This window comes from Lysobacter sp. 22409, assembly GCF_052045105.1.
GTDB lineage: Bacteria > Pseudomonadota > Gammaproteobacteria > Xanthomonadales > Xanthomonadaceae > Lysobacter > Lysobacter antibioticus_B.
Genome location: NZ_JBQEOE010000030.1, coordinates 1 through 25,251, shown reverse-complemented (window position 1 = coordinate 25,251; position 25,251 = coordinate 1). Strand labels below are relative to the sequence as shown.

Here is a 25,251-nt window from a genome sequence, read left to right as displayed (position 1 = left end):
GCCTCGTGACCGTCAGCGCTAGTTTTCCGTAGGCCAATTGTAGATGTCGAAATCCAGGCTGACGCCCAAGCGACCCAGCTCAAGCAGCAGTGAAGACTCGATTCGACAGCCTTCGTTCCACCCGGAAAGATGCCAGCAGCAAAAAATATTGACGAGAGTCACCTCGTCGATATTGCGCACGCTCGGGAGCGTGTTGGAGACATGCTCCAGCAGCCAAAGGATATGGTCTGCGATGTCATCGGATTCGACATAGCCCCTGCTGGTCAAGAACCAACCGCCGACCGGGAGCTCCCGCTTTCGATGCTCGGGCCCCACCTCGTCTCCACGCTTCTGCGATGACGTAGGCTCGACGCCTAGCGCATCAGTGACCTTTGCCGGATCAAGGTCGTGGCCACAGATCCGAAGCGTCGCATATTTCATATTCCTGTCAGTCATGAAACGGTCTCGCCGCAGATACCCACTGATTGCACTCCAACGCGACTCTCACGGCCAATGTTCATGATTCGCCAAGAACGATAGAACGACGGCATCCGCCTTGGTCACTTCGAAACGCTCTACTTGACGCCGATTCCATGCTGGCTTGCCCAAGCTTCGAACTGCCGAGCATCGGCAGGGGTGATCAATACTTGACGCGCGAACCAGCCGCGCTTCAAACGGACCATGAAAGATCGAGCGAGAAATCGGCTCTTGAAGTTGAACGCCGAGATGGATCCTATCGAGGCCACACCGGTCTCCTTGATCTCTTCGATGCGATCCCTGTCGAGGAAGTGAACTGTCACCTTCCTGAGAACGACGAAACGAATGCCATCGTCCTCAACAATCACGTCGTAAAGCCACGTAAGAGGCTGAAACCCAGCCATCAGCAGTCAAATCCCAGAATGGTTTCGATCATCGAAGGTCGTTCCAAGCTTTCCAAATCGGGATAACCCGTCGCATTCACAGCGGGCGGCGCCTGTTTACATTGCTGGACTACTATCCGCCGATCGCATGCTGTCTTCCTTGAGCGACAGCGCGGACGCTGCGAATAGGTGAATCAGGACGCGGCCTTGCGCTCGCTGCGCAGGGCGACCTGCTCGGCGATGGTCAGGGCGACGTTGTTGCGCAGGTAGGCGGGCTCGACCAATTCGGGAGCGACCGCTTCGCCGCGCGCATACGCCAGCGCCGCCAGCCGCGCGAGATCGGCCGCATGCGGCAGGGCTTCGGCGTCGATGCCGGCGAAACGCGCGCCGAGCCGCTGTTGCAGCGCGCCGTGGGCGGCGGCGAAACCGGTGCCGACGCCGAGCCAGTTGGGAGCATCGCCGGGCACCACGGCCGCATCGGGCGCGATCACGGTTTCTTCGTCGAGCGCGTGCGCATCGCCGCCGCGCAACTCGAAGGCACCGGTGTAGACCTCGCCCATGCGCGCATCGATCGCGGTATACACGCGCAAAGCGTCGTCGCTGCCGGCGTTCGCTGCGAGCGGATGCGCGCGCAGGGCCAGCACGGCCAGCGTCGATACCGGCACGATCGGCCGGTCCAGGGCCAGGGCGATGCCCTGCGCGATCGCGATCGCCAGGCGCACGCCGGTGAACGCGCCGGGGCCGCGGCTGATCGCGATGGCATCGAGTTCGGATCGCCGCACGCCGGCTTCGGCCAACAATTGCTCGGCCCAGGGCAAGGACAGTTCGGCGTGGCGCCGCGGCGCCAACTCGAAGCGCTCGCGCACTTCGCCGTCCAGCCACACGGCGACGGAACAGGCTTCGGTGGCGGTTTCGAACGCTAGCAGTTTCATGGGGCTCGGCAGGGTCGGACGGGCGTTTCGCGCCGCGATTGTCTCATGCGGGCGCTCCTGGAACCCCCGCCGCACTGTGCCCGGCGCCACTCGCCCGGTCGCGCCGCCAAGGCCTCGCCGGCACCCCTCACTCGCCGTCGGCGACCGCCGGATCGTTCGGGTTCGGCTGCCACAGCTCGATCAAGCCGCCTTCGGGGTCGAGCACGTAGCCGAACTTGCCCTGCTCGCTGTCTTCACCGCGATCGAGCACCTGGCAGCCCTCTTCGCGCAGCGCGAGCAGCATCGCGTCGAGGTCGTCGACGCGGAAATTCACCATGTAGGGCTTGCTGCTGGGCTGGAAGTACTCGGTGTCGGCCTTGAACGGCGACCACACCGTATAACCCGTCTGACCGGTCGGCTGGCCGTCGGCATCGAGCCGGCCCCAGGGGAACAGGGCACCGCCCCAGTCCTCCACGCCGACGCCCAGATGCCTGGCGTACCAAGCCGCCAGCGCGGCCGGATCGTCGGCCTTGAAGAACACGCCACCCAGGCCGTGCACACGCGGTTTGCGCTCCGTCATGCTCCTACCCTCCTCGCGGATCAGCGGTAGTGGTCCTCATCGACCGACGAGGACGATTCTAGACTCAGGGGCTCACCGGCGAAGAAGGCGGCCACGTCCTCGACCCGGCGCGTGCGCGGCAGCGGCGGCAGCGAATCGAGGAAGGTCTTGCCGTAACTCTTGGAGATCAGGCGCGGGTCGCACAGCACCAGCACGCCGCGGTCGGTCTCGCTGCGGATCAGGCGGCCGGCGCCCTGCTTCAGCGCGATCACCGCCTGCGGCAGTTGTTCGTCGCGGAACGGGTTGCCGCCGCCGCGACGGATCGCGTCCAGGCGCGCTTCGAACACCGGGTCGTCGGGCGCGGCGAACGGCAATTTGTCGATCACCACCACGCTCAGCGCCTCGCCGGCCACGTCGACGCCTTCGCGGAAGCTCGCCGCACCGAGCAACACGCCGTTGCCGGAGGCGCGGAAGCGTTCCAGCAACACGTGGCGCGGCGCTTCGCCCTGGACGAACAAGGGCCAGGGGCCGCCGCGCAACAGTTCGGCGGCTTCGCGCAAGGCGCGGTGCGAGGCGAACAGGACGAAGGCGCGGCCGCCCGAGGCTTCGAGCACCGGCCGCAGCTTGTCGACCATGCTCTCGTTGTAATGGCGCACTACCGGATCGGGCAGCCCGGTCGGCAGATAACACAGCGCTTGCTCGGCCCAGTCGAACGGACTTGGCGCGAGCAGGGTCTTGGGCTCGACCAGGCCGAGCTTGGTCGCGTAATGCTGGAACTGGCCGCCGATCGCCAAGGTCGCCGAGGTGAACACCCACGACGCGCGAGAACGTTCGCGATGCTCGGCCAGCGGGCCGGCGACGTCGAGCGGCGTGCGGCTGAGGCGGAAACCGCGCGCGGTCAGTTCGTACCACAGCACGCTGCTGTCGGGGCCGGCGGGCGTTTGTTCTTCCTCGTCGTCGGCGGCGGCAGCGTCCGTGTCGACCGCTTCGAGCGCGACCTCCGCCAGCTGCCGGCGCGGCGGTTCGAAATCGTCGTCTTCCTCGACGACCGGCTCGGGCGGGCGCGCGACGGTCGGGCCGCGCCAGCGCCGCAGCTTGGTCTCGAAGTCCTTGGCCCGTGCGTGGCAGCTCTCGAAGCCCGGCGCGGCGGCGCGCAGCGGTTCGAGGGTGGTGCGCATGCTGCGCAGGGCCGCGGCCAGCGTATCGAACGCCGCTTCCACCTCGGGCAATTCGGCGGCGCGGCGACGGGTCGCGCGCACCGGCAACTCGTCCATGGCCGCACGCACGGTGCGCACCGCCTGTTCGAGTTCGCGCGCGGGCCCCTGCACGCTGGCGAGCGCGCCGGTGACCTGCTTGCACTCGGCCAGAGCGTCGCGGGCCAGCTCGACCAGCGGCCGCGCACTGATCGCCTCGCCGAAGAACTGCGAAGCCAAATCGGGCAGCTGATGCGCTTCGTCGACGACGAAGGCCTGCGCGCCCGGCAGGATTTCGCCGAAGCCTTCCTGCTTCAGCGCCAGGTCGGCGAGCAACAGATGATGATTGACCACGACCAGGTCGGCGGCCTGGGCGCGCTGGCGCGCCTGGATCACGAAGCAGTCGCCGAACATCGGGCAGTCGCTGCCGAGGCAGTTTTCCGCGGTCGAGGTGACCATCGGCAGCAGCGGCGAGTCTTCCGGCAAGGCGTCCAGTTCGGCCAGATCGCCCATGCGCGTGCGCCCGGCCCAGCTGACGATGCGCTGGAACTGGGCGGCGTATTCGCGGCTGGTGAAACGCGGTTCGCCCTTGGCCTGCTCGGTGCGGTATTTGCACAGATAGTTGGCGCGGCCCTTCAACAAGGCCGTCTTCAAGCCGACCCCGAGGGCGTCGCGCACCCGCGGCAGGTCGCGGTGATAGAGCTGGTCCTGCAGCGCGCGGGTGCCGGTCGAGACGATGGTCTTGAGCCCCGACAGCAGCGCCGGGACCAGGTAGGCGAAGGTCTTGCCGGTGCCGGTGCCGGCTTCGGCGAGCAGGGCCGTACGCGATTCGAAGGCATCGGCGATCGCCGCCGACAAGTCCTGCTGCGCCGAGCGCGGCGCGAACGCGGCGATGTTGCGCGCGAGGTCGCCGCCCTCGCTCAGCGCGGCACGACTGGCTACGCCAAGGCGGCTGGGTTCCATATCCGATTCAATACCGCGCTGGCGCTGCGACCGTGCAGGCGTCGATTTTAGCCTGTGCCTGCTTCTTCGCCTCGGTGAGCTGGCTGCGCTGCGGCACCAGGGCGTCGTAATGCTCCTGCCGCTGCGCCAGTTTCATCGCCGCGCCGACACCGTCGAGCTTCGCCTGCCGCACCTGGGCGATGGTCGCCCAATGACGGCGGCACAGCGGGCCGACCTGGGACCCGGAATCGAAGGCCTTCTGTGCGTAGCCCTCGGCATCGTCGAGACGGTGCTGCAGCAGCGCCGCCTCGGCGCGTTCCTGCAGCAGGGCCGGGTCGGCGGCGTTGATCTGCAGCGCCTGGTCGAGCGCCGCGGCGGCTTCGACGTACTTGCGTGCGCGTTCCAGTTGCGCGGCCTGCTGGCGCAGATCTTCGACTTGCGGATCGCGGATCGGTTGCACGTCGAGTTCGCGCGCGGCGCCGCCGGCGGCGGCGCGCACCGCGACGACCGCGGCCTCGCCGTTGAAATTCGCTTCGGCCAACTGCGCCGGCTGCGGCGGCGCCACCGCGCAGGCGCTCGCCAGGCAGGTCAAGACGACCAGGACGACGCCTTTGCGCCGGGCACCTCGGGGGAAGGCGCCGGTGAAATCACTGCACTTCATGACTTACTGCTCCGGGGGCGGGGAATCGGGAGACGGCGCCGGTTCGCGCGCAGGTTCTTCCTTGTCCTTGCCGATGCCGAACCACTCGCGCCAGCCGCCGCCGGAGGCTTCGCCTTCGGCCTGCGGCGCCGGGCACGGCGCGTATTCCGGCGCGAAGCCGGCCACGAACGGGAAGCGGCGCGCGCCGACGCAGCTCGCGTCGGTGGTGTGGGTGCCGATCACCGCCTGCCAGTCCAGGCCCTTGTCGGTGACCTTGAGCGGCGCGGTCGGCAGGCGCGAGAAGATCGCCGACCACACCCGCATCGCACCGGTCGCCCCGTACAGGCCGGTGGTCTGGTTCTGGTCGTTGCCGACCCAGATCACCGCCAAGTGATCGCCGGTCCAGCCGGCGAACCAGCTGTCGCGGCCGTCGTTGCTGGTACCGGTCTTGCCCGCGGGCGAGAGACGGCCGAGGCCGTCGCCGATCAACTGCCGGCCGGTGCCGTTGCTGACCGCCTGCTGCAGGGCGATGGTGATCAGGCGCGCGGCGATCGCGTCGCCTTCCTGCGCCGGGGCCGGTTCTTTGTCGTAACGCTTGACCGCCTTGCCGTCGCTGCCGAGCACGCCGCGCACCGCATGCAGCGGCTGGATTTCGCCGCCCGAGGCGAGGAACTGGTACAGCTGCGCCATCGCGTACGGGCTCTGGTCGACCGCACCGAGGATCAGCGAGGGGTTGTTCGGCGCTTCGATGCCGGCCAGGGTCTTGATCAGGTCGGCGACGCGTTCCGGCGCGACCTTCATGCCGATGCGCACCGTGGCCTGGTTATAGGACATGGCCAGCGCATCGATCATGCGCACCAGACCATGGCTGCGGCCGTCGGAATTGCCGGGGTTCCAGTTGCGGCCGCGGCCGAGCTTGACCGTGACCGGCGAGTCGTCGACCCACGAGGCCAGGCTGAATTCGTTCGGCTGCGCCAACGCCAGCAGGTACACGAACGGCTTCAACAGCGAGCCGACCGGGCGCTGCGCTTCGACCGCGCGATTGAAACCGTGCTCGGTGAACTCGCGGCTGCCGACCACGGCCACGACTTCGCCGTTATGCACGTCGGTGACGACCAGGCCGGCCTGCAACGGCGGGCGGCGCTTGCTGTCTAGGCTCTTGAGGGTGCGCGCGACCGCGCCTTCGGCCTGCGCCTGCGCCGACGGCGACATGCCGCTCATGACGCTGAGGCCGGCGCCGGCGAGCGCATCGGCCGGGTAGTCGCGCGCGAGTTGGCGGCGGACCAGGTCGACATACGCCGGGAAACGATTGGCGGCGACGCTGCCGGGGTTGGAGGTGATGCCGAGCGGCGTCTTCAACGCGCGCTGGTATTCCTTGTCGTCGATCAGCTGGGTCTCGTGCATCTCGCCGAGGACGAAATTGCGCCGCTCCAGCGCGCGCTCGGGATTGCGCCGCGGGTCGTAATAGGACGGGCCGCGCACGATGCCGATCAGCAACGCGATCTGTTCGGTGTTGAGATCGCGCAGGTCGCGGCCGAACCAGAACTCGGAAGCCGCGGCGACGCCGTGGATGGCCTGCGAGCCGCGCTGGCCGAGATAAACCTGGTTGAAATACGCCTCGAGGATGGTGCGCTTGTCGTAGCGCGCCTCCATCAGCAGGGCGTAGATGATTTCCTTGCCCTTGCGGGTCAGGGTCTGTTCCTGGCCGATGCCGAGCAGGCCGCTGCGCGCGAGCTGCTGGGTCAGGGTGCTGGCGCCCTGCTTGGCGCGGCCGGCGGCGACGTTCTTGAACGCCGCGCGCGCCATGCCGCTGAGGTCGATGCCCATGTGATGGGCGAAGTCGCGGTCCTCGACGGCCTGCAGGCCGGTGACCAGCAATTCGGGCACTTCCTCGATCCGCACCAGGCGGCGTTCTTCCTGCTTCTGCCCGTACAGCGTGGCGATGCGCGCCGGGTCCAGGCGCGTGGTCTTCAGCGACTTGCGCGAGGTCAGGTCGCGCAGGCTGGCGACGCGGCCGCCGGACACCACGACTTCGATACGCCGTGCCGGCACGGCGCCGTCGACATCGTTGAAACCGCGGCTGGCGACGGTGAAACGGCCGCCCTGGCGGGCATAGGTACCGGGGCGCTCGCCGCTGTCCTCGCGGTAGGAGGCGGCGTCGAGTTCGGTCTTCAGCGTGCCCGGATCCAGGGCCAGGCCCGGCGCCAGTTCGAGCGGACGCGCATAGACCCGGGTCGGAATCTGCCAGCGCAACTGACCGAAGCGCTGGCCGACCTCGTGATTGAGATAGAGCGTGTACGGAATCAGGAAACCGAGCCCCAGGCCGATCGCGGCCAGGGCCCAGGTCACCAGTCGGCGGCGCCAGGTCGGCGCATGGCCGTCGCCGTCATTACCGTCGTTGTCGAGCTCGTCTTCGTCGTAATCGATTCGGGCCACGGATATGCAACACAGGGAGTCGCGGCAAGTCTAGCGCAGGCATCCGGAGCCCGTGCCCGGGGCCCCGCGGCGGCGGCATCGGCGTTCATACCCGGTGAATGCAGGCTGAGGCCGGGGGCTGGAGGGGCCGGCGGGGTGGATGCGATGCGGTCTGGGTGGGGTGGTTCGGGGGCGGCCGGAGCTGGCGATAGCTAGGGCGCGAGGGCCGACGGGGCGGTCGAGGGGGTTTGGGCGACGGCTGGGCACGCAGGGGCTGCCGGGTCGCAGGTTGCCGGTGGTTTTTTGGCGCGAGCGATGTCGCGCCTGGACAGGAACTTCGGCCTTGTTTTTCAGCCGAGATCACGCGGCATCACCCCGTCGCGGCCTCGCAGGCCGTCGCGCAAGCCGCGCAGCATCGCGCGCAGATAGGCCGGGCGCGGTTTCAGCAACAAGGCGGTGCCGACGAATTTCAGCACCAGCCGCGGCAGGTCCTGCGCCATCCAGCGGCGCGGCACTTCGGCGCGACGGTACAGCAGCACGCGGTTGCGCATCATGTAGTACAGCCGGGTCGGGCTGTGCACCACGGTGCGATAAGGAATCAGACTGGAGACCTGGACCAGGTCGCCGATGCGGTGCTGCATGCGCGCATCGCAGATGCCGTACAGGCGATAGCCGCGATGGCGCGCGCGCGAGCTCCATTCGATGTCGACGTTGTCGATGAACAAGCCCTCGTCCATGCCGCCGACCGTGTCGAGCACGTCCAGCGGCAACAGGGTGCCCGAGGTGATCAGGAAGTCGCAGTCGACCACCTGCCCCGGCCCGCCGTAGAGCTTGCGGTTCATCGGGAAGGCGATCTGCACAAAAGGTGCGACCTCGCCGGTGCGTTCGTCGCGGAACTGCGGCCCGACCGCGGCCACCGGCCCCTGCCCGCGCAGTTGCTGCAGGTGGCGCATCAGCACGGCGACCATGTCCGGATCGACGATGCTGTCCTGGTCCATCAACAGCACCTGTCCGAACCCGGCCGCACGCGCGGCGCGCGCGGCGTGGTTGATGGCGCTGCCCAGGCCGACGTTGCGTTCGGAGCGGAACACCTCGACACCCTGCCCGCGCAGCCGCTCGAAATACGCCTCCAGCGCCTCGCCGGTGCTGGCGTTGTCGAAGATCTGCACGCGCCCGACCTGGTCCCTGACCGCGGCGATCACGCGTTCGAGCAGCTCGATCTGCGGGTGATAGGTGACGATGGCGGCGCTGACGTCGATGCGCCCCGGCTCGCCGGTCGGGTGGGTGGCGGCCATATCAGCGCAGCCCCAACAGATCGCAGACCAGGGAGCGCAGCCCGGCCGAATAACGGTGATACCGGCCCTGGCGCCATTCTTCGCGGATCAGCGGCAGGCGCCGACCGAAACCGGTCGGCATCGCCAGACGCAGGCGCAGGTGGGCCCAGCGTTCGTCGATCGCGGCGCGCTTGTCGGCGCCGACGTCGAGCTGGGCACTATCGATGTGTCGGCGCAACGAGTCGAGCTTGGCGACCATCAGCTGCATGTGTTCGCGCCGTTGCTTGCCGCCGCCGAGACGCTCGACCAGGCTGCGCCGGCGCGCGCCGATCTGGTTGCCGCCATGCTGGCGGTAATCGATCGTCGGGGCTTCGACGCAGTCGATCTCGCCGGTCGCGGCGGCAATCAAGGCCAGCCACTCGTCATGGACCCAACCGTCCGGAATCGGCAAGGCGCGGTCGAGCAAGTCGCGCCGCATCGCCATGGTCGCGCCGGTCACGATGTTGCGCCGGAGCAGCACGTCGAAGCCCCGGCCGCCGTGCACCGCGGCCAGTTCCCAAGCGGCGACCTCCAGGGTCTGGAACATGCGCTGGCCGAGATCGCGGCCTTCGCCGTCGACCAGGCGCGAGTCGCCGTGCAAGACGGTCAGCGCCGGCCGGCGGCGGAAGGATTCGAGAAAGTCCTCGATCTTGTCGGCATGCCAGACGTCGTCCTGGTCGCACAGGAACACCACGCCGGCCCCGGCGCGCTGCAGCGCCGCCTCGAAGTTGCGCAGGTAGCCGAGATTGAGCCGATTGCGCTGCAGATCGACCTCGATGCCGCGCTCGCCGGCCCGCGCCGCGAACTCGCCGAGCAAAGCCCAGGTCGCATCGGTCGAGGCATCGTCGGCGATCACGATCCGATCCGGCAGCCGCCGCTGCGAAAGCAGGCTGTCGAGCTGGGCCGGCAGATAGCGCACACCGTTGTAGGTACACAGCACCACGGTCGCGACCAAGCCCGCGGCCTCGTCGCGCGGATCGAGCATGCTCATTGCGGCACGCGCTCTGCGCGCGGGCGCTGACGCCACCGCAACGGATATCGAACGACGGCGAATGGCGTATCGAAGGGCAAGGGAGCGTCGAGGCCAGGCAGGAATCGCGGCATTATCGCTCAGGCGGTGCCGGGACGCTGTACCTAAGCCCACCCGCCACAGCGCAAATCGGAGAAAGCCGGCGCCCGCCCGCCGCGAACCGCACTGGTGCCGGCGGCCGCGGCGAGATCCTGCAGCGCCCGCCTCAGTTCGAAGCCGCTTCGGCGCTGCGCACGCGGGCGCTGAGTTCTTCGATGCCGGCGGCGCGGGGGTCGAGCGAACGGGCGGCGTCGAGCGCGCTGCGGGCGGCGCGCAGTTCGCCGGCGCCGAGGCGTTCGTCGCCGACCGCGATCCAGCGCTGGGCCAGGCGCGCGGCGGCTTCGCGCGCCGGCGCGCCGCCGCCTTCGAGGGCGCGCCGCGCATCCAGGCATTCGCCGGCGCGCGACAGGCGGTTGGCGCTGAGTTCCTTGTCGAAGCAACGCTTGGCGGCCGGCAACAGGCGCGCCGCAGCGGCGCGTACCGCCGGGTCCTGCGGCGCGATCGCCTGGGCCGCGCGCAATTTGTCGTAGGCGCTGTCGCCCGGCGGTGTCAGCAGGTCGCCGCGCTGCTCGGCGGCGGCGGCTTCGCTCAACAGGCGGCGCAGCGATTGCCGTTGCGCGGCCGGTGCCTGCTGCTCGAAGCGCTTGCGCGATTCGCGGGCGCGGTCGAGATGCTGCTGGGCCAGCGCGACCGCCGGCACCTCGATCGCCGCGCTCTCGGCGATACCGCGCGCCTGCAGCAACACGGTCTCGGCCTCGGGGACACGGAAATCCGCGGCGAGGCGCTCGCTGCGCGCGGCATAGGCGTTGGCGACCGCAGCCAGCCCGCGCCGCGCCGCGTCGTCGTCGGCATGCACCGCGAGCAGGTCGCTGTAACCGGCCAGCGCGTCGTCGAAACGCTGTCGGCGCAGCGCCAGGTCGCTTTCCCGGCGACGCCGTTCGACATGGCTTTCGAGCAGGTTCAGCGCATCCGGCAGATCGGCATGACCGGGGTCGGCGGCCTGTACGCGCTGGATGCCCGCCGCGCCGCGCGCGAGGTCGCCGTCGGTCAGCGCCTTGCGCGCCGACTGCAGCAGATCGGCGAGGGTGTCGTCGCGGCCTTCGAGGGCGTCGTTGCGTTGCGGTTGCAGCGCGAGCACGCGCAGATACAGCGGCAGGGCCGCATCGGGCGCACCGTCGAGCCGGCCCTGCGCACGTGCGGTCGCGGCATCGGCCACCAGCCGGTCGAGCCCGGCATGGGCCGCTTCGCGTTCGCGCAGCCGTCGCGCCATGGCTTCGACCTGGTCGCGCGGCGTCGCCAACTGACGCGCCATATCCAGCCGTTGTCGGGCGAAGTCGAAATGGCCGCCGTCGATCGCCTGGCCGGCCTGATCGAGCGCGACCCGGCCGACCTTGACCAGGCCTTCGCGGGCATCGCTGCGGTCGGGATCGAGGGCCAGCGCGGCCTCGAACAACTCGCGCGCGCCGTGGCCATCGGCCGAACTCAGCCGGCCTTCGGCCAGGGCCCGCGTCGCCTCTTCGCGCAGGCTTTGCGCACGCGTGTCCGGCCACAGCCATTCCGACATCGCCTGCCGCCCGAGGACCAGCGCCAGCAGTAAACCGGCAGCGACGAGGATCGCGCCACGCAGACCCCAGCGCCGGACACGCAAGCCGTTGTCGCGCTCCCGTGGCGGTGCCCGATCGAAGCGCAACGCGCTGTAATCCCCGGCCAGCGGTTCGATGCGCACGGCAGAGGTGTCGGAGGGAGACGGCGGATCGCGCTTCACCGCGACAGGATAACGCCGGCGCATGACTGCCGCGTCTTCTTCAGCGTGTGTGCCAATTGTCTCCGGGGACGCATCCGCCTTGGGGCGGAAACCGTAGCCCTCCCTGTAGGAGCGGCGTAAGCCGCGACCGTGGAAACAGAACTGCGACATTACCGTCAGGAGACTGCGTATCCATCGAAAAAGGCCGACTGATTTTCCACGCGGGACCGGTTTCGCGGGCGGGTGCCGATTCGCGGTCGCGGCTTACGCCGCTCCTACAGGGACAGCGCGCGGCGCGGGAATGATGCCGCGCCTGCGACTCAATGCCGCTGCGCATACTCCACGCCCGGCAGTGAGGACAGCTTGCCGAGCAGGGTCGAGAGCTGGCCGTAATCGGCCACCCGCAGACGCAGGCGCAGGCGGACCTGGGCGCTGCTGCGCTCGACGTCGCTGCGGATGCTGATCACGTGGGCATTGGCCTGGGCGATGACGTTGGTCACTTCCTTGAGCAGCCATTTGCGGTCGAGCGCCAGTACTTCGATGTCGACTTCGTAGCCGCTGCCCTTACGGCCCCACTCCACCGGCAGCACGCGCTGCGGCTGGGCCGCGGCGAGGCGGACGAAGGCGCTGCAGTCGGGACGGTGCACGCTGACGCCGCGGCCGCGGGTCAGGTAGCCGGCGATCGGCTCGCCCGGCAGCGGCTGGCAGCAACGCGAGATCTGCACCAGCAGGTTGCCGACGCCCTCGACGGTGAAATCGGTGGACTTGCCGGGGGTCTTGCGCGGCGCCGGCGGGATCGTGGTGGTCGAGGTCGGCGCGGCCGACGGTGGCGGCGCCGACAGTGCGCGCTCGTGTTCGAGCAGAGCACGGCCGATCTGGTGCGGACCGATGTCGCCCAGCGCGACCTGCACGTACAGGTCCTCGTCGTTGGCGAGGTTGAACCGGGCGCGCGCCGGGGCCAGGTCGGCGCCGAGCACGCCGAGCCGGCGCAGTTCCTTGTCGAGCAGGTCGCGCCCGGCCTGTTCGTTGCGCGAGCGGTCGAGCTTGTGGAACCAGTTGCGGACCTTTTCCCGCGAACGGTTGCTGGCCAGGAAGCCGTTCGCCGCGACCAGCCAGTCGCGGCGCGGCTCGCCGGTCTTGGCGGTCAGGATCTCGACCCGGTCGCCGCTGCGCAGCTTGTGGTCGAGCGGCACGATGCGGCCGTCGACCTTGGCGCCGCGACAGCGGTGCCCGACCTCGGTGTGCACGTGGTAGGCGAAATCCAGCGGGGTGGCGCCGGTCGGCAGGTCGATCACCTCGCCCTTCGGCGTCAGCACGTAGACCCGGTCCTCGACCAACTCGGTGTCCAGCTCGCTCGCCAGCGCGGCGTCGGCGCCGTCGCTGCCGCCTTCGCTCTTGCTGTCGAGCAGGCGCCGCATCCAGGCGATCTTGCGGTCGAACGCGGCGTCGGCGCTGTGGCTGCCGACTTCCTTGTACTTCCAGTGCGCGGCCACGCCGAGTTCGGCCTGGCGGTGCATCTCTTCGGTGCGGATCTGCACTTCCAGGGTCTTGCCCTCGGGCCCGACCACGGCGGTGTGCAGCGAACGGTAGTCGTTGCGCTTGGGCCGGGCGATGTAGTCGTCGAACTCGCTCGGGATCGGCGTCCACTGCGCGTGCACCACGCCGAGCGCGGCGTAGCACGAGGCCAGGTCCTCGACCATGACCCGCACCGCGCGCAGGTCGTAGAGCTCGCCGATCGGCACGTCCTTGCGCTGCATCTTCTTCCAGATGCTGTAGATGTGCTTGGGCCGGCCCGCGACTTCGGCCTTGAGGCCCTGCGCGGCCATCGCCTCGCGCAGGGTGCGCTTGACCTGCTCGATGTAGCGCTCGCGGTCGCCGCGTTTCTCGTCGAGCAGGCGCGCGATCTTCTGGTAGGTCTGCGGCTCCAGGTAGCGGAAGGCCAGGTCTTCCAGCTCCCACTTGAGCTGCCAGATGCCGAGCCGGTTGGCCAGCGGCGCATGAATGTCGCGGGTCAGCGCCGCCAATTCGCGGCGGGTGTCCGGCGGCAGGCGTTCGGCATGGCGCATGCGCGCCAGTTGCCGCGCCAACAGAATCGGCACCACCCGCAGGTCGCGCACGATCGCCAGCAGCAATCGGCGCAGGCCCTCGGTGCCCGAGCGCCGGCCCTGTTCGGCATGCAGCGCCCAGACCTGGCCGGCGGCGCGCTGGCCGTCGAGCAAGGCCGCCAACAGGGGATGCTCGCGTTCGAAGCCCGGCCCGAGCGCCTTCGCCCAGCCCGGGTAGGCGTGCAGGATCGCCGCCGCGACCGTGTCGCTGTCGGCATCGAGCAGGGCCAGCGCGTCCAGGGTGGCGGCGATGACGGCCGGCGAATCGAGTGCGCCCTCGCCGGCCTCCGGCCTCTGCGCAGCGGCTTCCAGCGCCTTGCGCAAGGGCCCGGCGATGATCGCCGCCGCAGGCAGAGCCAGCACGTCGGCAGGGGAATGGCGGGACTCGGCGGGAGACGCGTTCACAACGGGGGAGAAGAGGTTCGAAGCGCAAGGGACGAGCGACTACACTAGCGAGCAACCGCCCCGAGGAACAGCACGATGTCCGCGATTCACCCTTCCGCATTGCGTCCCTTGCTGATCGCCGCTGGTGTCGCGATCGCCCTGGCGCTGAGCGCGCCGGCCGCCCTCGCCCAGTCCAAGATCGAACAACAGATGAGCGCCGAACAGTTCAAGGCCGCCGGTCTCGACCAGCTCAGCCCGGAACAGCTCGCCAATCTGAACGCCTGGCTCAACCGCACCCTCGACGCCGAGACCAGCAAGGCCGTGGTCAAGGCCAAAGAAGAAACCCGCGAATTGGTCAAGCACGAGAACCGCGGTTTCCTCGGTTCGGGCTCGCGCGAAGCGGTGGTCGCCCGCCTCAACGGCAAGTTCGACGGCTACGGCCAGGGCCAGGTCTACGTGCTCGACAACGGCCAGGAATGGCGCCAGGTCGACGGCGTCGACCTGCCCGGCGTGCACCTGGATTCGCCGCAGGTGCGCATCAACCCCAGCGTGATCGGCGGCGCCTGGTTCCTCTCGGTCGACGGCTACAACACCCGCGCCAAGGTCACCCGCGTCAAGTAATGAATGCCGCCCGTGCTCCGACGCCCCACGGCGTCGGCGCGCGGGCGTTCTCCTTCACCGTTTCGCCGCTGCCCCGTCCGGAGTCCGACATGCGTGTGCTGTCCTCGTTGACCGTTGCCGTCCTGCTCGCGATCGCGCCCGCCGCGTTCGGCGCCGAGCGTCCCTATGTCGCGGTCGAACAACGCTTCAATGCCGAACAGATGAAGGCCACCGGGCTCGACACCCTGTCGCCGCAGCAACTGGCCCTGCTCAACGAACTGTTGTCGCAGGAGCAGACTGCGGCCGTCGCCGAGGCCACCAAGGCGGTGCGTTCGGAACGCAAGGGCCTGCTCGACCGCGGCGACGTGGAACCGGTGCAGAGCGCGCTCAAGGGCGAGTTCCGCGGCTGGTCGATCGGCACCGTGTTCGAACTCGAAAACGGCCAGCGCTGGCGGGTGACCGAAGGCTCGCTGTTCCTCGGCAAGCCGGTGCCGCCGCCGAAGGTCACCATCAAGCCCGGCCTGATGGGCGGCTGGTTCCTGGAAGTCGAAGGGCAGACGCCGAAGGCCAAGGTCCGCCGCCTCGACTGAGCGCGGCGCGCCCGAAGGCGCGCTTCTGCCAACGGCTCAAGCGCGCAGCGACGCCAGTCGTTGCGCGAGCTTCTTCGGCGACACGCCGCCGCGCACGCCCAGCTCCTGGGCGAACAGCGACACCCGCAGCTCCTCGATCTCCCAGCGCAGCGCCTGCCAGCCGGCAGCCTCGGCCCGGCCGGCGGCGTTCGCTGCATCGAAGGCCTCGACGAAGGGCTTGAGCTCGAGCATCCGCGCCTGGTCGCGCACCGGATCGCGCAAGGCGCGCTCGCTGCGCACCGCCAGGGCCTTCAGATAACGCGGGTACTCCGCCAGCGCGGTGGTCGCGACGTTGCGCAGGAAGCCCGGCGGCGTCAGCCGCGCGAGCTGCGCGCGCATGTCGTCGAGGTTGCCGCTGGCCCAGCCCATCAACGACGACTCCAGGCGCGAACGCACGTCGGCGACCGCAGTCAAGATGGCCTCGGCCTGCGCCAGGCGTTCGGTCGCCTCCGGGAACAGTTTGCGCGCGACCGCCTCGCGACGGGCCTCGAAGGCCGCCGCATCGCGCACCGCGATCAGTTCGGCATCGTCGCCGAGCAGGGACTGCAGGGCGCCGTCGACCAGATCCTCGCGCAGCCGGTCGCTGTCGCGCAGGCCGTTCTGACGCGGCGCGGCCGATTCGATCGCGGCGTACAACAAGCCGGTCTTGGCCTGCACCGGCAGTTGCTTGCGCGCCTGCTTGAGCTTGTCGGCCATCGCCAGTGCCAGCAGACGCCGTACCCCGCCCGGATGCGCGCGCAACGCGGCCTCGCGCTCGGCGTGCACGCGCAGCGAGACCGTGTCGCCGTCGTCGTGCAAGGCCGGGAACGCCGGCACGCCGGCCGCGCCGGGCACCGACATCGGGATCGCCTGCTCCGGGAATGCGGTCAGCCCGCGCTGGCCGAGGCCGTCGGCGGCGCGCGCGGCGAAGGCGCGCGCCGCACGCTCGCCGAAGCGCGCGCGCAGCTCATCGAGATCGCGCGACTCCGCCAGCACCACCGCGGCCTGGGCCATGCCGGCGCCCTTGTCGGCACGCGCATCGGCGAGCTCGAGCAGACGCAGGTTCATGCGCAGATGCGGCTCGATCGAAGCCGGATCGAAATCCGTCGCCGCCACCTCGACCCCGGTCAGCTTGCGCAGGAAACGCGCGAGCGTGCCGACCAGATCGTCGGCCTCGGGTTTGCTGTGTGCCTCGTGGAAAGCCTTGGCGAAATCCGGCGCCGGCACGAAGTTGCGGCGCAGGATCTTCGGCAGGCTCTTGATCAGGGCCGCGGCCTTGTCGGCGACGAACCCCGGCGCCAGCCACGACAGCTGCGCCGGATCGAGTGCATTGAGCAGGTGCAACGGCACCGCCAGGGTCATGCCGTCGTCGGCCGCGCCCGGCTCGAAGCGATAGCTCACCGCCAGCCGCGCATTGCCGAGCTGCAGATACGGCGGGAACCGCGCGGCCTCGCTTTCGCCGCCGATCATCAGCTCGGCGTTCGACCACTCCAGCTTGGCTTTGTCCTCGGCCGGCAGCTTGTGGTACCAGGCGTCCAGCGCCTGCACGTTGTGGACCTGCGCCGGCAGGCGGTCGAGGTACCACTGCGCCATCCATTCCTCGTCGACCACCAGGCCGGCGCGGCGTTGCTTGGCTTCTTCGTCGTGGGCCTTGGCCAGGGTGGCGAGGTTGCGCGCCAGGAACGCGGAGCGGGTGTTGATCTCGCCGGTCACCAGGGCGTCGCGGGCGAAGATCGCGCGGCTTTCCTCCGGGTACAGCGCGCCGTAATGGATCGGCCGCTTCGGCGCGAGCACCAGGCCGAACAGACTGATTTGTTCGCTGCCGACCACCCGCCCTTGCGAGCGCGCCCAGCGCGGGTCGTGATGGCGCCGCGCCAGCAGATGCGGCAGTTCCTGGATCGCCCAGTCCGGCTCGATGGTCGCGTTGGTCATCGACCACACCCGCTCGGTGTCGAGCAGGGTCGCCGACAACACCCACGGCGGCGGCTTCTTGGCCAGTGGCGAGCCCGGGAACAACTGGAACTTGCGCCCGCGCGGGCCGTCGTAGAAACCGCGGTCGGCGCGGAAACCGATCTGGGTCGGCAGGCCGGCGATCAGGGCGCGGTGCAGTCTGGCGTAACCCTCGGGACTCGGGTTTCGGGACTCGGGACTCGCAGAAGCGGTGACAGCAGGCTGGTCGAGTTCCGAGTCCCTGGTCCCGAGTCCCGTCTCCTCGCACACGAGCTTGAGTTGCCGGTGCAGCTCGCGCCACTCGCGCATGCGCAGGAAGCCGAGGAAATGCTTCTCGCACCAACTGCGCAGCTTGGATTGGGTCAGCTCTTCGTGGGCGCCCTGGTAGGCATCCCACAATTTAAGGATGCCGACGAACTCCGAACGCGGGTCGGCGAACTCGGCATGCGCGTTGTCGGCGGCGGCGCGCTGGTCGGACGGACGCTCGCGCGGGTCCTGGATGCCGAGGAAGGCGGCGATCGGGATCATCTCGCGCAGGCAGCCGTGGGCATTGGCCGCGACCAGCATGCGCGCGAGTTTCACGTCGACCGGCAAGCGCGCCATGGTCCGGCCGGTGGCGGTGAGCTTCTTGTCCTCGCCGACCGCACCGAGTTCCGACAGCTGTTGCCAGCCGTCGGCGATGGCGCGGCCGTCCGGCGGTTCCAGGAACGGGAAGTCCTCGATATGTCCGAGGCCCAGCGACAGCATGCGCAGGATCACCCCGGCCAAGGCGGCGCGGCGGATTTCCGGGTCGGTGTAGCGCGGCCGCGACTCGAAATCGGCCTCGCTGTAGAGGCGGTAGCAGGTGCCTTCGCTGATGCGGCCGCAGCGGCCTTTGCGCTGGTCGGCGCTGGCTTGCGAGACCGGTTCGATGTGCAGCCGGTCAAGTTTGCCGCGCGGGCTGTAACGCTTGACCCGGGCCAGGCCCGGGTCGACCACGTAGCGGATCCGCGGCACCGTCAGCGAGGTCTCGGCGACGTTGGTCGCGAGCACGATGCGGCGCTTCGGCCCGGGGTTGAACACCCGGTCCTGGTCGCGCACCGACAACCGCGCGTACAGCGGCAGCACTTCGGTCTCGCGGTACTTGCGCCGCTCCAGCGCCTGGTGGGCGTCGCGGATTTCGCGCTCGCCGGACAGGAAGATCAGCACGTCGCCGCGCGGGTCCTCGCGGGTGATTTCGTCGCAGGCCGCGACGATGCCGTCGTTGACGCTGCGTTCGCCCTGGCGGGCCTCGCGCACGCGGCCGTCGACCTGGCTCTCGCCCTCGCCTTCCAGCGGCCGGTAGCGCACCGTCACCGGATAGCCGCGGCCCTCCACGCTGACCACCGGCGCACCGTCGAAATGCGCGGCGAAGCGCTCGGTGTCGATGGTCGCCGAGGTCACGATGATCTTCAGGTCGGGCCGCTTCTTCAGCAGTTGCTTCAGATAGCCGAGCAGGAAATCGATGTTGAGGCTGCGTTCGTGGGCCTCGTCGATCAGGATCGTGTCGTAGGCCGACAGCCAGCGGTCGGACTGGATCTCCGCCAGCAGGATGCCGTCGGTCATGAACTTGATCGCGGTACGCTCGCCGACGTTGTCGTTGAAGCGGACCTGGTAGCCGACGGTCTCGCCGAGCGGCGTCTGCAATTCCTCGGCCACGCGCCGGGCCACCGCGCGCGCGGCGATGCGGCGCGGCTGGGTGCAGCCGATCATGCCGGCGGCGCCGCGCCCGGCGGCCAGGCATAGCTTCGGCAACTGGGTGGTCTTGCCCGAGCCGGTCTCGCCGGCGATCACCACCACCGGATGCTTGCGGATCAACTCGACGATGCGCTCGGCTTCGGCCGCGATCGGCAAACCCGGGTCGACCGGCGCGCGCGGCAGCGAGGCCGCCCGCGCTTCGCGCTGCGCCACCGATGCCGCCAGGGCCTGCGCGAATGCAGCGCGCGCGCGCTCGTCGCCGGGCTTGCCGCTCCAGCGCGACCACAGGCCGTGCAAGCGACCGCGGTCGCGGCTCAAGGCGCCATCGATCGCATGCCGCGCCTGTCGTAACGCGGCACTAGCATTCTCGTGGCTAGACTGATTGGAATCGGTACTCTTCATCGATAGATCGTTCGTATCGCAACGCTAGGCACAAACCATTTCACTTCGCGGCCGACTGCGCCTATTGTCGCCGCATTGTTCAAAAAACCCCCGATCGAAACCGTTCGATCGCCCGCATCGGAGAAGGAGTCGCACATGGCCAAGCCCAATAAGCCCGCCAAGACCAGCAAAACGGACAAGACCAAATCGGACAAGGTGTCGGTCGCCCCGGCCGCGTCGCCGTCGGCCGCCGACAGCGCACCCTCGATCGATATCGGGATCTCGTCGGGCGATCGCAAGAAGATCGCCGAAGGTCTGTCGCGCTTCCTGGCCGACAGCTACACCCTGTACCTGAAGACCCACAACTTCCATTGGAACGTGACGGGCCCGATGTTCAACGCCCTGCACGTCATGTTCGAAACCCAGTACACCGAGCAGTGGACCGCGCTGGACGACATCGCCGAGCGCATCCGCGCGCTGGGCTTCAACGCACCGGGTTCCTACGCCGAATTCGTCAAGCTGTCCTCGATCACCGAAGAGCCGGGCCTGACCGACAGCGCCGACTGGCGCGAGATGGTCCGCCAGCTCGTGGTCGGCAACGAAGCGGTCTGCCGCACCGCGCGCAAGGTACTCGACCAGGCCGACGACGTCGACGACGCGCCGACCGAAGACCTGCTGACCCAGCGTCTGCAGACCCACGAGAAGTATGCGTGGATGCTGCGTTCGCTGCTGCAGTAAACCGTTGAAGGCAGGCCGGCGCGGAGCGTCCGTGCCGGCCCGCCGCGCTGTACCAAACCCCTCTTCCGCCCCGCGGGAGAGGGGTTTTTCATTACCTGGCGTCGACCTTAGCGCCGGTTCTCACCGCCGCCCGCCGCCGTCCCAGCCCAGCGCGTCGGCCTGCGCCTGCGCCAGCAACCAGTCGCGGAAGGCGCGGATCTTGGCGCTGCCGCGGCGCACCTCGGGATAGGCCAGCCAGTAGTCGCGCTCGTCGCGCAGCACCAGTTCGAACGGCTGCACCAACCGCCCCGAGGCGAGTTCGCTGCGGAAGAACAGCGGCGAGGTGATCGCCACGCCGTGCCCGGCGATCGCCGCGGTCACTTCGTATTGCTCGACCCCCAGTTCGACCCCGGGCCGGGCCGACAGATCGGCATCGCCGACGCCCGCTGCTTCCAACCAACTGCGCCACCAGCGTTCGCGACCGATCCGCGGCAGGGTCAACAGATCCGCCGGCGTCCGCAGCGCGCCGCTTTCGATCAGGTCCGGGCTGCACAGCGGCGTGAACAGACCCGGCAACAGGAAATGCGCGCTTAATCCTGACCATTCGCCGCGGCCGTTGCGGATGCCGACGTCGAACTCGCCCTGGGCCAGGTCGACCAGGGGCACGCCGGTGTCCAGGCGCACCGCCAACCGCGGATGCGCCAGCTGAAACCCGCCCAGGCGCGGCACCAGCCAATTGGCGCCGATGGTCGGCAGCGAGGTGATCGCCAGTTCGGCTTCGGAGCGCGCCTGGCTTTGGGCGAAGGCCGAACGCAGCGCCTGGAAGCTGTCGAGCACCGTCGGCGCCAACCGCTCGCCGGCCCGGGTCAGCACCACCTTGCGCGGCAAGCGCTGGAACAACACCAGGCCCAGCCGCTGTTCCAGGCGCTTGATCTGGTAACTGACCGCAGCCTGGGTCATGTCCAGCTCCTCGGCGGCGCGGGTGAAGCTCTGCAGGCGCGCGGCGGCCTCGAAGGCGCGGATCGCGCTGAGCGGCGGCAATGTCGATATATCCATAATCTGACCTTATGTATCTGGCGCGATTTTCGCGTTGTCGGCCGCCCCACCCGCTCCTAGCCTAGTCCGAAACCCACGCCGGGCAGCGCCCGGACCGGTCGCCACCGCCCGCGGCAGGACTATCTGCCAAAAGCCGAGCTTGGGCAAACAGGTCTCGCCTCTCTCTCCGGAGCACCGCCATGCAACGTCGATTCACGCTCGTGCTTTCGCTGGCTCTGATGGGCCTTATCCCGGCCGAGGCCGGGGCCGGCTCCGCGGCCGACCCGGCCGCCGTCGTCGCCGCCGACTTCGACGCGCTCAACCGCAACGACCTGGAAGCCTTTCTCGCCCTGTACGCCCCGCAGGCGCAGATCTTCGGCCTGCCCGCCGACCCGCACGCCCTGGTCGGCAGGCGCCTGGAACAGATGTACGGCGCCGAGCGCCTGCGCGCGCATTTCGCCAAGGCCATGGCGCAACCCGACACCCCGCATATCGAGCAGACCCGCACGGTCGCGCTCGGCGAACTGGTGGTATCCCGGGTCCACATCGCCGACCCCAAGCGCGCCGAGCCGCAGGTCCTGATGGTGGTGTACCGGGTCCGCGACGGCCTGATCGAAGACCTGTGGCACGTCGGCAAGGAAACCGCCGACAACCGGCCGCAGGCTGCCGGCGCCGTGGCCACCGCGCGTGCGCTGGTCGAGGCCAACAACCGCGCCGACGCCGAACGCTTCCTCGCCCTGTTCGCCGCCGATGCCCGCCACTTCCGCCGCGCCGAAGACCCGCACCAACTGGCCGACCTGCCCTCGCGCGCCGTCGTCGACGAGGCCAGCCGCGCCAAGACCTATCGGGCGCTTTATGCGGACGGCCCCTCGGTGCAAGTCGACCTGCTCGATGCCTTCGCCGTCGGCGACCTGGTCGTGACCCACGAGCGCATCCGCACCCGCGGCACCTCGGCCGCCGCCGGTGAGACCTACGAGATGTTGGCGATCCTGCGCGTCCGCGACGGTCGCGTCCTCGACCTGTGGCCTCTGCAGAAAATCGCCCGCCCCGCCGATGCGGTCGTCTCGGCCGCCGCCGGGGCGCGGCCATGAAGCGGATGCCAATCCTGCTGATCGCACTGTCGGCGCTATCGGCGGGCGCCGCCGTCGCCGCCATCGTCGCCGCCGACGACGCCCAGGAAGTCGTGGTCCGCCGCTACGTCCAGGCCTGGAACGACGCCGACGCCGAGGCTTTCCTGGCCCAGGCCACCGCCGATGCCGGCGCCTGGCGCCGCGGCGACGACGAACCCCTGCCCGGCCAGCCCCTCATCGCCGAGGCCACGCCGCAGGCGCGTTCGCGCTATTACCGCGCCGCCTTCGCCAAGCGCCCGCATCCGCGGGTCGAGATCCTGGGTCTGCAATCGCTGGACGACATGGTGGTGGCGCGCGAACGCGTCACCGGCACCGCCGACGGCAAGACCGTCGACGGGTTGACGATTTATCAGGTCCGTAACGACAAGATCTGCAACGTCTGGCACATCAAGCGGCGCTCGCGCTGAGCCGCGGCCCTGGCGCGCCACGACGGCGACCGCGTTTCAGCGGCGCTCGCGGCCTCGTCGCGACCGTCTGCGACGCCGCGCCGCTAGACTAGGCGCATGCAGCAGCCCGCACTCGAACTCCTCCATCGCGTTTTCGGCCATACCGCGTTCCGCGGCGAACAAGCCCAAATCGTCCAACACGTGATCGACGGCGGCGACGCCCTGGTGCTGATGCCGACCGGCGGCGGCAAGTCGCTGTGCTATCAGATCCCGTCCTTGCTGCGCGATGGCTGCGGCCTGGTCATTTCGCCGCTGATCGCACTGATGCAGGACCAGGTCGAGGCGATGCGCCAGCTCGGCGTGCGCGCGGCCTACCTCAACTCCACCCTCGACGCCGCCGAAGCCGCGGCGGTCGAGCGGCAGTTGCTCGACGGCGAACTCGACCTGCTGTACGTCGCTCCCGAGCGCCTGCTGAGCCCGCGTTGCCTGTCGCTGATCGACCGCGCGCGCATCTCGCTGTTCGCGATCGACGAGGCCCACTGCGTATCGCAATGGGGCCACGACTTCCGCCCCGAATACCGCGAACTGACCATCCTTCACGAGCGTTGGCCGGACATCCCGCGCATCGCCCTGACCGCGACCGCCGACGCGCCGACCCAGCGCGAGATCGCCGAACGCCTGAACCTGGAAGACGCGCGCCGCTTCGTCAGTTCCTTCGACCGGCCGAACCTGCGCTACCGCGTCGTCCACAAAGACAACGGCACCCGCCAGCTGCTCGATTTCCTCAGCGCGCATCGCGGCGACAGCGGCATCGTCTACGCCTTCTCGCGCAAGCGCGTGGAATCGATCGCCGAGCAACTGGTCGCCGCCGGCATCCGCGCCCTGCCCTACCACGCCGGCATGGACGCCTCGCTGCGCGCCGGCAACCAGCGCCGTTTCCTGCAGGAAGACGGCGTGGTCATGGTCGCCACCATCGCCTTCGGCATGGGCATCGACAAACCCGACGTGCGTTTCGTCGCCCACGTCGACCTGCCCAAGTCGATCGAGGGGTATTACCAGGAAACCGGCCGCGCCGGCCGCGACGGCGAACCGGCCGAGGCCTGGCTGTGCTACGGCCTCGGCGATGTGGTCAACCTGCGCCAGCTGATCCAGCAAGGCGAGGCCGGCGAAGAACGCAAGCGACTGGAACTGCGCAAACTCGACTCCCTGCTGGGGTTCTGCGAATCCACCGAATGCCGGCGCAAGAGCCTGCTGGGGTGGTTCGGCGAACCGCACCCGGGCGGCTGCGGCAATTGCGACAACTGCCTGGAGCCGCCGCAAAGCTGGGACGGCACCGAGGCCGCACGCAAGGCGCTGTCCTGCGTCTACCGCACCGGCCAACGCTTCGGCGCCGGCCACGTCATCGACGTATTGCGCGGCGCGCAGACCGAGAAGATCACCCGCTTCAATCACGAACAGCTCAGCACCTTCGGCATCGGCAGCGACCTCGACGCCAAGCAATGGAGCAGCGTATTCCGCCAGTTGGTGGCCGGCGGGCTGCTCGAAGCCGACATCGAGCGCCATGGCGCCCTGCGCCTGACCGCCGACAGCGGCCCGGTGCTGCGCGGCGAACGCAGCCTGCGCTTCCGCACCGAGGCACCGAAGGCCGCAGGCGGCGCGCGCAAGTCCCGCGGCGGTGCGAGCGCGGCGCCGATGATCGACCTCGACCCGGAATCGCTGGTGCGTTTCAACGCCCTGCGCGAGTGGCGTTCGACAACGGCGCGCGAGCAGAACGTCCCGGCCTATGTGATCTTCCACGACAGCACCTTGCGCGCGATCGCCGAGCATGCGCCGGACGATCTCGACGAATTGGCGCGTATTCCCGGGATCGGGGCCAGCAAGTTGGATCGCTATGGCGAGGCGGTGTTGCAGCATTTGTTCGATCAAGGGTGAGGGTTGCGCTGGGCGGCTTGGGGCACGTCCTTGCTTCGTCGCTTCGGTAGGGTTCATGTAGGAGCGACGTGAGTCGCGACCGCTGGACGCGCAGCCATCGCAACGCCGATGACGCCCATAGAAGCGACAAACTTTCGTAGGGGTAGGAGCGGCGCGAGCCGCGACCGCGCTGCGACGCTCTTGCGGCGTATCGCTCAGTTAGATCAAGATCAAACGCTAAAAGCTTCCGCCACTAAAGCGGCGGGTTACTTTCTTTTGTCATAAGCAACAAAAGAAAGGTAACCAAAGAAAAATGCTTTTCTTTGAATCACCAGCCCGCACGAGCGATGCCGACGCAGGGATTTTTCATACGGGACATCCCTGTCCCGATGAAAAACGGCCTGCATCCCTGCAGGCCGCCCTCCGGGTCTGCTGTTGCCTTCGCTAGTGCGAGACGACGCACAGCAACAGCAACGCCTACGCTGCTTCAGGGTAGGAGCGACGCAAGCCGCGACCGTGACGATGATCGTTTAGCGACCATCGTCGACCGAGATAGGCTTCCATCTCTCAACCGCGGCGCTATTGCTGTTGCTATTGCCGTGAAAGCTTGGCGCAACGATGAGCTCGCGATGCAACCGTAGACCCGGAGGGCGGCGCACAGGACGTGCGCCGTTTTTCGATAGGACAAGGATGTCCTATCGAA

Annotated in this window: 19 protein-coding genes; 6 read left to right on the top strand and 13 right to left on the bottom strand. The window is 69.0% G+C overall.

The window, feature by feature from the left end; translation table 11 throughout:
• Nucleotides 1-18 precede the first annotated feature (18 nt).
• The 11 genes from ACTJJK_RS15360 to ACTJJK_RS15310 all read right to left on the bottom strand — a co-directional run bounded on the left by ACTJJK_RS15360 (nt 19) and on the right by ACTJJK_RS15310 (nt 14,090).
• Nucleotides 19-435, bottom strand: coding sequence for a DUF4279 domain-containing protein (locus ACTJJK_RS15360; RefSeq protein ID WP_031372859.1), 417 nt, complete (start codon nt 433-435; stop codon nt 19-21).
• Nucleotides 436-554: 119 nt separating this feature from the next.
• Nucleotides 555-860 carry a hypothetical protein gene (locus ACTJJK_RS15355; RefSeq protein WP_031372860.1) on the bottom strand — a complete coding sequence of 102 codons (306 nt, stop codon included), beginning with the start codon at nt 858-860 and terminating at the stop codon, nt 555-557.
• Nucleotides 861-1,033: 173 nt separating this feature from the next.
• Complete coding sequence (tsaB, locus tag ACTJJK_RS15350; protein ID WP_031372861.1) at nt 1,034-1,771, bottom strand: tRNA (adenosine(37)-N6)-threonylcarbamoyltransferase complex dimerization subunit type 1 TsaB; 738 nt, start codon at nt 1,769-1,771, stop codon at nt 1,034-1,036.
• Nucleotides 1,772-1,898: 127 nt separating this feature from the next.
• Nucleotides 1,899-2,330 (bottom strand): VOC family protein, encoded by a 432-nt coding sequence (locus tag ACTJJK_RS15345; RefSeq protein WP_031372862.1) that lies wholly within the window; start codon nt 2,328-2,330, stop codon nt 1,899-1,901.
• Nucleotides 2,331-2,350: 20 nt separating this feature from the next.
• The gene (locus tag ACTJJK_RS15340; RefSeq protein WP_031372863.1) at nt 2,351-4,465 is read right to left on the bottom strand and encodes an ATP-dependent DNA helicase; all 2,115 of its coding nucleotides are present in this window, start codon (nt 4,463-4,465) and stop codon (nt 2,351-2,353) included.
• Between the two features lie 7 nt (nt 4,466-4,472).
• A complete protein-coding gene (locus ACTJJK_RS15335; protein ID WP_051885162.1) occupies nt 4,473-5,105 on the bottom strand; it encodes a hypothetical protein in 633 nt (210 codons plus the stop codon).
• 3 nt (nt 5,106-5,108) lie between these two features.
• Nucleotides 5,109-7,511, bottom strand: coding sequence for a penicillin-binding protein 1B (gene mrcB / locus ACTJJK_RS15330; RefSeq protein WP_036149093.1), 2,403 nt, complete (start codon nt 7,509-7,511; stop codon nt 5,109-5,111).
• 338 nt (nt 7,512-7,849) lie between these two features.
• Nucleotides 7,850-8,794 (bottom strand): glycosyltransferase family 2 protein, encoded by a 945-nt coding sequence (locus tag ACTJJK_RS15325; protein ID WP_051885163.1) that lies wholly within the window; start codon nt 8,792-8,794, stop codon nt 7,850-7,852.
• A 1-nt stretch (nt 8,795) separates the two neighbouring features.
• Nucleotides 8,796-9,803 (bottom strand): glycosyltransferase family 2 protein, encoded by a 1,008-nt coding sequence (locus ACTJJK_RS15320; RefSeq protein ID WP_223620272.1) that lies wholly within the window; start codon nt 9,801-9,803, stop codon nt 8,796-8,798.
• A gap of 244 nt (nt 9,804-10,047) precedes the next feature.
• A complete protein-coding gene (locus ACTJJK_RS15315) occupies nt 10,048-11,670 on the bottom strand; it encodes a hypothetical protein (RefSeq protein WP_440730644.1) in 1,623 nt (540 codons plus the stop codon).
• Nucleotides 11,671-11,945: 275 nt separating this feature from the next.
• Complete coding sequence (locus tag ACTJJK_RS15310; protein WP_152566295.1) at nt 11,946-14,090, bottom strand: RelA/SpoT family protein; 2,145 nt, start codon at nt 14,088-14,090, stop codon at nt 11,946-11,948.
• 120 nt (nt 14,091-14,210) lie between these two features.
• Between ACTJJK_RS15310 and ACTJJK_RS15305 the strand changes: the two genes are divergently transcribed.
• Entirely contained in the window at nt 14,211-14,735 is a 525-nt protein-coding gene (locus ACTJJK_RS15305; protein WP_031372870.1) for a hypothetical protein, read from the top strand.
• An 89-nt stretch (nt 14,736-14,824) separates the two neighbouring features.
• Entirely contained in the window at nt 14,825-15,304 is a 480-nt protein-coding gene (locus tag ACTJJK_RS15300) for a hypothetical protein (RefSeq protein ID WP_057972666.1), read from the top strand.
• Between the two features lie 36 nt (nt 15,305-15,340).
• On the opposite strand, the gene hrpA is transcribed toward ACTJJK_RS15300, so the two are convergent.
• A complete protein-coding gene (gene hrpA / locus ACTJJK_RS15295) occupies nt 15,341-19,390 on the bottom strand; it encodes an ATP-dependent RNA helicase HrpA (RefSeq protein ID WP_440730643.1) in 4,050 nt (1,349 codons plus the stop codon).
• 135 nt (nt 19,391-19,525) lie between these two features.
• Here hrpA and ACTJJK_RS15290 point away from each other — a divergent pair, with 135 nt between their 5' ends.
• A complete protein-coding gene (locus tag ACTJJK_RS15290) occupies nt 19,526-20,107 on the top strand; it encodes a Dps family protein (protein WP_036149088.1) in 582 nt (193 codons plus the stop codon).
• A gap of 120 nt (nt 20,108-20,227) precedes the next feature.
• Here ACTJJK_RS15290 and ACTJJK_RS15285 read toward each other — a convergent pair whose 3' ends face one another.
• A complete protein-coding gene (locus tag ACTJJK_RS15285) occupies nt 20,228-21,142 on the bottom strand; it encodes a LysR substrate-binding domain-containing protein (protein WP_031372874.1) in 915 nt (304 codons plus the stop codon).
• Between the two features lie 179 nt (nt 21,143-21,321).
• On the opposite strand from ACTJJK_RS15285, the gene ACTJJK_RS15280 reads away from it, so the two are divergent.
• The 3 genes from ACTJJK_RS15280 to recQ all read left to right on the top strand — a co-directional run bounded on the left by ACTJJK_RS15280 (nt 21,322) and on the right by recQ (nt 24,569).
• Nucleotides 21,322-22,212 (top strand): nuclear transport factor 2 family protein, encoded by an 891-nt coding sequence (locus ACTJJK_RS15280; protein ID WP_440730642.1) that lies wholly within the window; start codon nt 21,322-21,324, stop codon nt 22,210-22,212.
• Nucleotides 22,209-22,658, top strand: coding sequence for a nuclear transport factor 2 family protein (locus tag ACTJJK_RS15275; protein ID WP_031372876.1), 450 nt, complete (start codon nt 22,209-22,211; stop codon nt 22,656-22,658). The genes ACTJJK_RS15280 and ACTJJK_RS15275 overlap by 4 nt, the downstream gene beginning before the upstream one ends.
• A gap of 96 nt (nt 22,659-22,754) precedes the next feature.
• Nucleotides 22,755-24,569: a DNA helicase RecQ gene (gene recQ / locus ACTJJK_RS15270; RefSeq protein ID WP_031372877.1), complete on the top strand. Its 1,815-nt coding sequence runs from the start codon at nt 22,755-22,757 to the stop codon at nt 24,567-24,569.
• Nucleotides 24,570-25,251 lie beyond the last annotated feature (682 nt).

Excerpts from the sequence above, each read along its gene's own strand:
- ACTJJK_RS15275 (WP_031372876.1), top strand. The coding sequence starts at position 22,209 with ATGAAGCGGATGCCAATCCTGCTGATCGCACTGTCGGCGCTATCGGCG.
- ACTJJK_RS15340 (WP_031372863.1), bottom strand. The coding sequence starts at position 4,465 with ATGGAACCCAGCCGCCTTGGCGTAGCCAGTCGTGCCGCGCTGAGCGAG.
- ACTJJK_RS15300 (WP_057972666.1), top strand. The coding sequence starts at position 14,825 with ATGCGTGTGCTGTCCTCGTTGACCGTTGCCGTCCTGCTCGCGATCGCG.
- ACTJJK_RS15360 (WP_031372859.1), bottom strand. The coding sequence starts at position 435 with ATGACTGACAGGAATATGAAATATGCGACGCTTCGGATCTGTGGCCAC.
- ACTJJK_RS15305 (WP_031372870.1), top strand. The coding sequence starts at position 14,211 with ATGTCCGCGATTCACCCTTCCGCATTGCGTCCCTTGCTGATCGCCGCT.
- ACTJJK_RS15285 (WP_031372874.1), bottom strand. The coding sequence starts at position 21,142 with ATGGATATATCGACATTGCCGCCGCTCAGCGCGATCCGCGCCTTCGAG.
- ACTJJK_RS15325 (WP_051885163.1), bottom strand. The coding sequence starts at position 8,794 with ATGGCCGCCACCCACCCGACCGGCGAGCCGGGGCGCATCGACGTCAGC.
- ACTJJK_RS15355 (WP_031372860.1), bottom strand. The coding sequence starts at position 860 with ATGGCTGGGTTTCAGCCTCTTACGTGGCTTTACGACGTGATTGTTGAG.
- ACTJJK_RS15315 (WP_440730644.1), bottom strand. The coding sequence starts at position 11,670 with ATGCGCCGGCGTTATCCTGTCGCGGTGAAGCGCGATCCGCCGTCTCCC.
- ACTJJK_RS15335 (WP_051885162.1), bottom strand. The coding sequence starts at position 5,105 with ATGAAGTGCAGTGATTTCACCGGCGCCTTCCCCCGAGGTGCCCGGCGC.
- hrpA (WP_440730643.1), bottom strand. The coding sequence starts at position 19,390 with ATGAAGAGTACCGATTCCAATCAGTCTAGCCACGAGAATGCTAGTGCC.
- ACTJJK_RS15290 (WP_036149088.1), top strand. The coding sequence starts at position 19,526 with ATGGCCAAGCCCAATAAGCCCGCCAAGACCAGCAAAACGGACAAGACC.
- recQ (WP_031372877.1), top strand. The coding sequence starts at position 22,755 with ATGCAGCAGCCCGCACTCGAACTCCTCCATCGCGTTTTCGGCCATACC.
- tsaB (WP_031372861.1), bottom strand. The coding sequence starts at position 1,771 with ATGAAACTGCTAGCGTTCGAAACCGCCACCGAAGCCTGTTCCGTCGCC.
- ACTJJK_RS15320 (WP_223620272.1), bottom strand. The coding sequence starts at position 9,803 with ATGAGCATGCTCGATCCGCGCGACGAGGCCGCGGGCTTGGTCGCGACC.
- ACTJJK_RS15280 (WP_440730642.1), top strand. The coding sequence starts at position 21,322 with ATGCAACGTCGATTCACGCTCGTGCTTTCGCTGGCTCTGATGGGCCTT.
- ACTJJK_RS15345 (WP_031372862.1), bottom strand. The coding sequence starts at position 2,330 with ATGACGGAGCGCAAACCGCGTGTGCACGGCCTGGGTGGCGTGTTCTTC.